Below are 8,933 nucleotides of genomic sequence, written 5' to 3'. Positions count from 1 at the left end.
GATGCAATCGCCCAAAGTGAGGGCTACGCCGTTTCGCAGCAAAAGAGAAAACTGATTGAGCAGGGCTTTGGCTGGGCCAAAACGGTGGGCCGGATGCGGCAGGTCATGGTGCGCGGGCTTGAGCGGGTCGATCAGATGTTTGTGCTGACGATGGCCGCGTACAACTTGACGCGTATGCGCACCTTGGGACAAATCCGTCTGCAGGCGCAGTGAGGGGTGAAAAAAACGGCAGCAGAGCTTCAAACCAATAACAAAAGCTCAAAAAAGCACTGGAATCTCAAAATATGAAACAGAACCGCAAAAATAAACCGCTTCGAGTCAGCTGCTGCGCTGGCGCAGTGAGTATTTCAGCAGCCTGCTAGAGGCTTATTTTTCTTATAAATAGGTATTTTGGACCGAAAATCCGGCCAACATGCCCCGCATATAGCCCTTAAAGGTGCGCAGACGGCATTAAAACCTTAAAATTGCGGGTTATCCCCAAATCGCAGGCTGCGCCATTAGGTGCCTTCCGGCGGTTTTTACAGATCGCCCCATGAACGCCCCCGTCGACGTCTCCTTCTTTACCCGTGCCGCCAAGCCGCTGACCAGCTACCGCAAATACTGGGCAGCCCGCTTCGGCACGGCCAAATTCCTGCCAACCACACGCGCCGAGATGGACGCACTTGGTTGGGACAGCTGCGATATCGTGCTGGTCACCGGCGACGCCTATGTCGATCACCCCAGCTTTGGCATGGCGGTGATTGGTCGCGTGCTGGAAGCCCAGGGCTTTCGCGTCGGCATCATTGCCCAGCCCGACTGGCAAAGCGCCCAGCCCTTCAAGGCCTTGGGTAAACCGAATCTGTTCTGGGGCGTGACCGCCGGCAACATGGATTCGATGATCAACCGCTACACGGCAGATCGAAAAATCCGCAGCGACGACGCCTACACCCCCGGCGACATCGGCGGTAAGCGGCCAGATCGCGCCGCCATCGTCTATAGCCAGCGCTGCCGCGAAGCCTACAAGGACGTGCCCATCATTCTGGGCGGTATTGAAGGCAGCCTGCGCCGCATCGCCCATTACGACTATTGGTCCGACAAGGTGCGCCGCTCCATCGTGGTCGATGCCAAGAGCGATTTGCTGCTCTACGGCAACGCCGAGCGCGCGTTGGTCGAAATCGCGCACCGTCTGGCCGCCAAGGAGCCGGTGGCACAGATCACCGACGTGCGCGGCACAGCCTTTGTGCGCCGCCAGGACGACGAATCCGGCAAGGGCTGGTTCGAAATCGACTCCACCCAGGTCGATGAACCGGGCCGCGTCGAAACGCACATCAACCCCTACATGACCACCAGCGAGCAGGCGGCCGGGCAGGGCGCGACCTGCGCCAAGGAGGACGGCGAAAAGGCGGGCGAAGCTGGGGTAGCCGTAGCCGCCAACCCGGCGATCAAGCCACTGGTGTTCATGCCCAACCCGGCGCTTTACGGCCGCGGCAGCGTCAAGGTGCCGCCGCGCGATCGCACCGTCATTCGCCTGCCCAGCTACGAGCAGGTCAAGGCCGACGCTGTGCTTTACGCCCACGCCAACCGCGTGCTGCACCTGGAGACCAATCCCGGCAACGCCAGAGCCCTGGTGCAAGCCCATGGCGAAGGCGTGACCGCGCGTGACGTGTGGATCACACCGCCGCCCATTCCGCTGACCACGGCCGAGATGGACTATGTGTTCGATCTGCCCTATGCGCGCGGCCCGCACCCCAGCTACGCCGACGAAAAAGGCAGCCACGACGGCGCCACCAAAATCCCGGCCTGGGAGATGATCCGCTTCTCCGTGAACATCATGCGCGGCTGCTTTGGCGGCTGCACCTTTTGCTCCATCACCGAGCACGAAGGCCGCATCATCCAGAGCCGCTCGGAAGAGTCCATCATCAAAGAGGTCGAGGACATACGCGACAAGGTCGAGGGCTTTACCGGCACCATCTCCGACCTGGGCGGCCCGACCGCCAATATGTACCGCCTGGGTTGCAAGAGCCCGGAGATCGAGGCCGCTTGCCGCAAGCCCAGCTGTGTCTACCCCGGCATCTGCCAGAACCTGACCACCAACCACGACCCGCTGATCAAGATCTACAAGCGCGGCCGCGCGCTCAAGGGCATCAAGAAAATCCTGATCGGCTCCGGCCTGCGCTACGACCTGGCGGTGAAGTCGCCCGAGTACGTCAAGGAACTGGTGCAGCACCATGTCGGCGGCTACCTGAAGATCGCGCCTGAGCACACCGAGCAGGGCCCGCTCACCAAGATGATGAAGCCGGGCATAGGCAGCTACGACAAGTTCAAGCAGCTGTTCGAGAAGTTCAGCGAGGAAGCAGGCAAGAAGCAGTACCTGATTCCCTATTTCATCGCCGCCCATCCCGGCACCAGCGATGAAGACATGATGAATCTGGCGATCTGGCTGAAGAAGAACGGCTTTCGCGCCGACCAGGTTCAGACCTTCTATCCATCACCGATGGCTACCGCCACGGCCATGTACCACAGCAACAAGAACCCGCTGCGCAAGATCACGCGCGACAGCGAGACCGTGGACATCGTGCGCGGCGACAAGCGCCGCCGCCTGCACAAGGCTTTCTTGCGCTACCACGATGCCAACAACTGGCCGCTGCTGCGCGAGGCCTTGAAAACCATGGGCCGCGCCGACCTGATAGGCAACGGCAAGCACCACCTGATCCCGACCTTCCAGCCGATCACGGATGGCAGCTACCAGAGTGCGCGCCGCAAGAACTCGACCACGGTGGCCACCCCGGCTTCATCTGTGACCAAGGGCCGTCTGCTGACTCAGCACACCGGTTTGCCGCCACGCGACAACGGCTCAGGCCGGCTTGCCGGCAAGCCAGCGCGCAAGCCGCGCTAGGTCTTTAAGCTAAAAATGGCTCTAGCGCCCGTAGAATGGTCGCTAGATGCTCCTATATTTATAGTGATTGCGGCTGTAGCCAGAACAGCCAGCCCAGCAGGGCGGCGCCATTGAGCAGCACAGTCCCCCAGTAAGTGGCCTGGAACTCCGCCTTGCGCGACTTGTGGCGCAGGACTTGGTGTGCAAGCCAAGCGCCCGGCCAGCCACCCAGCAGGCCCATGAGATGCAGCGTCTCCTCCTTGGTGCGCCAGCGGCCCGCTTGCGCGGCCTGCTTGTCGATCCAGTACAGACAAAAAGTCAGCAGATTTAGCAGCGCTAGCCCCGCCAGGATAAGCGTGGGCAGCCGTCCCGCCGATACGCCCCATAACACCAAGGCAGTCCAGCCCAAGATCAGCAGCATGACGAGAGCCACCGGCGTCTGGCGAGTCGGTGTGCGGTTAGGTGCGCGAGTGGGGCGACGACGCAGGGCGCTGGCGGCAGGGACCGGCTGCCGTGCCGCGTATGGCGTGCTTGTCGCTGTACCTGCGGGCCGGCTGGCTTCCACGGTTTTGACCGACATGGCGCGCGGCCCTTTTCCACCGACGTGAATTTCCTCGAAGGTGACCAGCATGCCTTGATGCGGGACAGCCATGCCGTGAAAGTCCCGGGTGTGAAAGAAAACGTCAACGGGTGTGTCCGGACTGCTGATAAATCCAAATCCGCGTGCCTTGTCCCAGCGCACAACCTTGCCTTCTTTTTTCATGAGTCTGCCTGGTGGTCCGTGTTCATCAAATTAATCCCAGAAGGGCTTGGCCTTTTGCGCAAAAGTTTCGCAGGCCTGCTGGCAGGCCTGCGCATTGGCGGCGCGGCGGGCGCTGAGCCAGCCCACGCCAAACCAGGCCTGTGGATCATGAGTGCAAAGCTGTTGCCAGGCCTGCAGCGCCGCCAGTTCGTCGTGGTACAGGCCTAGCGCGTCCTGCATGGGCTTGAGGGCCGATAAAAACGCCTCGACCTGGCGCTTGGCAAACAGGTCTTTCGAAAACTCGGCGACATAGTGAAGGCGCTTGAGCCGCTTGCGCAGATGGTGCTGCGCTGGCTCATCCAGCCCCAGGAAGGTCTGGCCTTCGCTCAGCACCTGCTGGTGCAGCTTGCGCAAGCGCCGGCGCACAATTTTCTTCGCCGCCTTGGCCTCTTTGACCTTTTTGAGCTCTTGTGCCTTGCCCTCGGCCGGTGCGGCGTGCACAAAGCCGATCAGGCCCAACAAGACCTCCTGGAAGCCGGGCGAGCGTACCGTGGCGCAGACGTCCGGCAGGTCGGCCAGCGCATCGCGCCAGTCCAGCGCCGGTCCGCCCGCCGCCTCGATCTGGCGCTGCACGGTGTGCAGCAGGTAGTCGCGGTCACGGTGTAGACCGAGTTCGCGAAAGACCAGGGCGAGGGGGGCGTCCCAGGCGCTGTCAAAGTCCTCGGTCAGGGCGCCGAATTCGCGCAGCGCGGTGCGCAGTCGGCGCAAGCCCACCCGTAGCTGGTGGATGTGTTCCTCGCCGCTGCAGCCGCCGGCCACCTCGCTGGCGTTGGCGAGTATCTGGTTCAGGCATGAGGCCACCACGGCAGCCGCTAGGTCGCGGCCCGAGGCGTAGCGTGGCGCACGCGCCGATACCGGCGCGCCGAAGGCCTGGTCCTGAGCCAGGCGCTGGCCCTTCATCGATTTGCTGATGCTGCTGAGCCAAAGCCCGTGCGCCAGGCACCAGCTGCGTGCCAGCTCTACCGCGCTGGCCTGGCTGCCTTGTTTCAGCTCGAGTTCAAGTTCACTCAACGGCAGCGAATGCTTGCCGGCCGCAATGTGACCCGTATCCAGGGCGATCTCGACCGAGGTGCCGCCGGCGCTCACGACACGGGTGAGACGCGTCACGTCGGTCTCGTAAACCAGCTCAAGGGGCGGGAACGGTTGGGACGGCTTGAGTTTCAAGGCCTGTCGGATGCGCTTGCCCACCGGCGTGCCCAAGTGCCGCGCCAGATCGACCACAGGCGCGCCGCGTGTGCTCAGGACGACGTTGTGCTCCAGCCGCTCCAAGGGCCGCAGGCCCGGTGCCTTGGCCGTTTGCAGCCACTGCCGGCCCTCCTTGCGCAGGCGCACGACCACGCCCTGCGCCGCCAGCGCCGCATCGTGGGTATCGAAATAGCGTGCCTGCAGCCGCTGCTGCACAGAGTGGCCGCGCCGCACCGCCGCCTCGACCGCTTTCAATCGGTGGGTGGGGATTTCCAGCTTGAGTTCGAACTCCATCATGGCGTGCTTCATTAAAAGATCGCTTGAACCTTGATCCTACGCGCGCCCAGCTGTCAGTGCCAATGTCAGCGCGCAATGGCGGGTTGCTGGCGGGGGCACAAGGGGCTCACGGCCGGCGTCTAAGTAGTGCATTTTTTGCCTCGCCCAAGCGCTCATGCCATGGTGTACAAGGGAATGTCTTTGGCCTTGGCCAGCTGATCCAGCTGCCCGCGCGTCTGCGTCAGCAGGAAATCGGCAATGGCCTGGCGCGTGGCCGGGGCGAACATGGCGCGCGCGTCCGACGCGCCAACACCGGCCGCCGCGCACAAGGCGGCAGCGAAGTGCGGCTCCAGCGCCGCCACCGCCACGCGGCCGTTCTTGCAGGGATAAACGCGATAGCCCGCGTGGGCGCCGCCCACCGATCCAGCGGGCTGCGTCAGCCCCCATTGCCGCGGCAAGGCCAGATAGGCGGCGGCCTCTGACAAGGCCAGCTGCATGAACACGCCCCAGCCCTTGAGGCGCTGGTTCAGCGTGGCCTGCAGCACGGCTTCGCTGACCATCAGGGAGCCGCCCATGTCGGCATACAGGGTGGCCGGTAATTCCAGGCCGGGCACCAGGCCCATGTCGGCCAGATAGGTGAGGTCATGACCTGGCTCTTCGGCGCGCTCGCCCGGGCCGCCGACGATGGCGAGCTGCGACAGTGAGGGATAAAGGCGATGCAGCTTTTTCCAGCCCAGACCCAACTTCTCATTCGCCGAAGGGCGAAAGGACGTGATCAGCACATCGGCCTTGGCCAGTTCGCGGTGCAACAGCTTCTGGCCCGCCTCGGTCTTCAGGTCTGCCGTCAGCAGCCGCACGCCCTCGTGCATATGTGCATAGGCCGACGGGTTGTACTGGCTCATGGGGTCGCCCGAGGGCGGCTCCAGCTTGACGCAACGGGCACCCATCTGCCGGCAACGCATCAAGGCGGCGGGGCCGGGCAAATTAAGGGCGAGGCTGAGCAGGCGCAGGCCGCGCAGTGGCTTGAAGCTTGGGTTGGTCATCGAATCTTCCGGATAAAGAAGCCTGCCCGAATAGGCAGGCTAGGCAGGCGCCGCACGCTGGCTATTGTGGCCCATGGCCTGGCCGCAGCCGAGGCGCAGCTTGTCCGCAAAGGGCTTCAGGCCGCGGCGGCATGCTCCGCCGGGTACGCGGCAAAAGCATGGCCAAAGCGGTTCGACAGAAAGTCGGCCAGTGCGATGTCTTCCTGGCGGACAAAGCCACGCGCCGGCAGCCGCCCGCTGGCCAGCAGATCCAGCACGGTGCAGATGGCGGCCGCCGTGGTGATTTGAATGGCGCTGCGTTGCACACCATGGACCGCATGGCTGTAGACCTTGTGGGCATAGGTTTCCTGCATCAGCCGGCCTTCGCGTTGGCCGCTGACGGTGACAAACACGATGACCACGTCCTGCAAGGTGGTCGGCAAGGCATTTTCCAGAATGTCTTTGAGCACACCACGGCGCTCGCGCAAACGCAGATCATTGAGCAAGGCCTTCATGATGGTGGCGTGACCGGGGTAGCGAATGGTCTTGTAGTTGAGGTGTTTGACCTGACCCAGCAGGGTTTCGCATAGCGTGCCCAGACCGCCCGAGGTGTTGAAGGCCTCGTAGGTCACGCCGTCCAGCGAAAACTCCTCGTGCTCGGCCAGCGGCGGCACCTGGCGCAGCTGGCCGTCAACAATGGCCTCGCAGGGTTCGCAATACTCGTTGATGACACCGTCGGTGCTCCAGGTCAGGTTGTAGTTGAGCGCATTCGACGGAAACTGCGGCAGCGCGCCCACGCGCATGCGCACGCTGTGCAGGCTGTCAAAACGCCGGCACAAATCGGCCGCGACGATGGAGACAAAACCGGGCGCCAGGCCACATTGCGGGATCAGCGCCGAACGCGCGCTGGCGGCCAACTGGCGCACGCGCCGCGTGCTGGCCACGTCTTCGGTCAGGTCCAGGTAATGCACCTCTTGGGCCACGGCGGCTTCGGCGATGGCCGTGGTCAGTTGAAACGGTGCCGCGCTGAGCACGGCGAACTGCCCGGCCAGCGCCGCCCGCAGGGCGATGGCGTCGGCGACGTCCAGCGTTTGCAGCTGCACCCTGGGCCCGGCCTTGATACCGGCCAGCGCGGCTGGCGAAGCGTCGGCCAGCGTCACCTGGTAATCCAGGCAAGCGCCCAGCAGGGCGGCAATGGTTGAGCCGATTTTTCCGGCGCCTATGACTAAGATTTTTTTCATGTCAGCTCCTTGGCTGGGGGTTGGGAACGCGGGGGCGCTGACTTGAGTGTGGGTGCGGCAGCTGTCGGTTACCAGTATCAATTGATGCAGATCAACGCCATAATTTAGTCAAACCGCCATGACTAACACTACATTTCGCACAAATCTGGACGCCGTCGACCAAGCCCTGCTCAATGAGTTGCGCGAAAACGCACGTTGCCCGGTGGCCTTGCTGGCGCGCAAGGTCGGGCTGTCGCGGACGGCGGTGCAAGCGCGGATCGCGCGGCTGGAGCGCGACAAGGTGATCGCCGGTTATGGCCTGCGCAGCGGCGCGGCTTTCGAGCAGTCGCAGGTAGCGGCCCACGTGATGCTGACCGTCGGCCCCAAGCTATCGGGCCCGGTCGAGGCGGCGCTGCGCAAGATTCCCGAGGTTCGCACGCTGCTGTCCATCAGCGGCACCTTCGACATGATCGCCATCGTGCAAGCGGCTTCGATTGAAGGGCTGGACGCGCTGATTGACCGCATTGGCCTGCTCGACGGGGTGGAGCGCACCCATACCTCGGTGGTGCTGTCCAGACGCTTTGAACGCTGATGCCTGGCGGGCTTGCCAAGCATGGGACGCGGCAGCGATATCTTCCCTGTTGGTCGGTTAGCATGTCTCGGTCGCTTACATTTTTCAAAAATCCCAACCATTCATGCACACCGTCCGGACAATGACCATCGCCGATTACGACGCCGTGATCGACCTCATGAAGCAGACGCCGGGCGTCTCATTCCGAGATGCTGATTCGCGCGAATCGACGGCCCGCTATCTACAAAGAAACCCGGGTCTCAGCTTTGTTTGCCAAGTCGACCGCCAAGTCGTCGGCTGCATCATGTCTGGCCACGATGGCCGCCGCGGCTACTTGCAACATCTCGTCGTGCTGCCAACGCACAGGCGCAAGGGCATCGCGAATGCACTGGTCGAAAGCTGCCTCAGTGAATTGGAGCGTCTAGGCATCCTCAAAAGCCACATAGACGTTTTCAAGACCAATGCATTGGCCTCGAGCTACTGGGAAAGCCAGGGCTGGAAGCTTAGATCTGACATCCATCGCTATTCGCTGGTTCGCTCAGGCGGTGAAAACGCCTAGGCTGTCTTACAGGGCTTCCTCTCAACGGCAAATTTCCCGGGCTCTGATTGCTATTTAATCAATAGCTAGACCCGCTTGTATTGTGCGGGCTAGCAGGCTGCTGAAATACCTCGGAGCGGAGTCCGCCAATACGCAAGCTCCAACGTTTATCTCAGGTAGCCCATTTTTCCATCACCAGATACAAGCAATTCAATTCCATGCGCGGAGCCGACACCTTCACCGAAAGCCTGTTCACGATGCGCCATCTGGAAGACTTTGTGCCAAGTAATCATCCCCTGCGGCCCATACGCCAGATGGTCAACGAGGCTTTGGTGAAGATGGATACGCTGTTCGCTGGAATGTACGAGGCCGACATCAAAGGCGGCCGGCCCAGCATCGCCCCCGAGAAATTGCTGCGCGCCATGCTCTTGCAGGTGTTCTACAGTATCCGCTCGGAGCGCCAGC

9 protein-coding genes are annotated in these 8,933 nt (G+C 62.6%); 5 read left to right on the top strand and 4 right to left on the bottom strand.

Features of this window, described 5'->3' with window-relative positions; translation table 11 throughout:
• A partial coding sequence (locus BM160_RS21790; RefSeq protein ID WP_177218997.1) for a transposase occupies positions 1 to 213 on the top strand: 213 nt, incomplete at its 5' end.
• 319 nt (positions 214 to 532) lie between these two features.
• A complete protein-coding gene (locus BM160_RS21785) occupies positions 533 to 2,875 on the top strand; it encodes a YgiQ family radical SAM protein (RefSeq protein ID WP_092008241.1) in 2,343 nt (780 codons plus the stop codon).
• A 58-nt stretch (positions 2,876 to 2,933) separates the two neighbouring features.
• On the opposite strand, the gene BM160_RS21780 is transcribed toward BM160_RS21785, so the two are convergent.
• The 4 genes from BM160_RS21780 to BM160_RS21765 form a co-directional block, all read right to left on the bottom strand.
• Positions 2,934 to 3,617, bottom strand: coding sequence for a DUF1294 domain-containing protein (locus BM160_RS21780; protein ID WP_092008240.1), 684 nt, complete (start codon positions 3,615 to 3,617; stop codon positions 2,934 to 2,936).
• 30 nt (positions 3,618 to 3,647) lie between these two features.
• Positions 3,648 to 5,150, bottom strand: coding sequence for a CYTH and CHAD domain-containing protein (locus BM160_RS21775; protein ID WP_255369043.1), 1,503 nt, complete (start codon positions 5,148 to 5,150; stop codon positions 3,648 to 3,650).
• A 140-nt stretch (positions 5,151 to 5,290) separates the two neighbouring features.
• Positions 5,291 to 6,160: a CoA transferase gene (locus tag BM160_RS21770; protein WP_092008239.1), complete on the bottom strand. Its 870-nt coding sequence runs from the start codon at positions 6,158 to 6,160 to the stop codon at positions 5,291 to 5,293.
• 116 nt (positions 6,161 to 6,276) lie between these two features.
• Positions 6,277 to 7,380 carry a saccharopine dehydrogenase family protein gene (locus BM160_RS21765; protein ID WP_092008238.1) on the bottom strand — a complete coding sequence of 368 codons (1,104 nt, stop codon included), beginning with the start codon at positions 7,378 to 7,380 and terminating at the stop codon, positions 6,277 to 6,279.
• A 118-nt stretch (positions 7,381 to 7,498) separates the two neighbouring features.
• Between BM160_RS21765 and BM160_RS21760 the strand changes: the two genes are divergently transcribed.
• The 3 genes from BM160_RS21760 to BM160_RS21750 all read left to right on the top strand — a co-directional run.
• Entirely contained in the window at positions 7,499 to 7,951 is a 453-nt protein-coding gene (locus BM160_RS21760; RefSeq protein ID WP_092008237.1) for an Lrp/AsnC family transcriptional regulator, read from the top strand.
• Between the two features lie 121 nt (positions 7,952 to 8,072).
• The gene (locus BM160_RS21755; protein ID WP_255369042.1) at positions 8,073 to 8,489 is read left to right on the top strand and encodes a GNAT family N-acetyltransferase; all 417 of its coding nucleotides are present in this window, start codon (positions 8,073 to 8,075) and stop codon (positions 8,487 to 8,489) included.
• A gap of 197 nt (positions 8,490 to 8,686) precedes the next feature.
• Positions 8,687 to 8,933, top strand: a 247-nt coding sequence (locus BM160_RS21750) for a transposase (protein WP_143093317.1), incomplete at its 3' end; no start/stop codon positions are given.

The sequence above is a fragment of the Polaromonas sp. OV174 genome, assembly GCF_900112285.1.
Classification (GTDB): Bacteria; Pseudomonadota; Gammaproteobacteria; order Burkholderiales; family Burkholderiaceae_C; genus Polaromonas.
The sequence above is the reverse complement of the archived record's forward strand: the minus strand, read 5'-3'. Positions and strand labels throughout refer to the sequence as shown.

Coding starts and splice junctions, on each gene's coding strand:
- BM160_RS21785 (WP_092008241.1), top strand. CDS start 533: ATGAACGCCCCCGTCGACGTCTCCTTCTTTACCCGTGCCGCCAAGCCG.
- BM160_RS21780 (WP_092008240.1), bottom strand. CDS start 3,617: ATGAAAAAAGAAGGCAAGGTTGTGCGCTGGGACAAGGCACGCGGATTT.
- BM160_RS21775 (WP_255369043.1), bottom strand. CDS start 5,150: ATGAAGCACGCCATGATGGAGTTCGAACTCAAGCTGGAAATCCCCACC.
- BM160_RS21770 (WP_092008239.1), bottom strand. CDS start 6,160: ATGACCAACCCAAGCTTCAAGCCACTGCGCGGCCTGCGCCTGCTCAGC.
- BM160_RS21765 (WP_092008238.1), bottom strand. CDS start 7,380: ATGAAAAAAATCTTAGTCATAGGCGCCGGAAAAATCGGCTCAACCATT.
- BM160_RS21760 (WP_092008237.1), top strand. CDS start 7,499: ATGACTAACACTACATTTCGCACAAATCTGGACGCCGTCGACCAAGCC.
- BM160_RS21755 (WP_255369042.1), top strand. CDS start 8,073: ATGACCATCGCCGATTACGACGCCGTGATCGACCTCATGAAGCAGACG.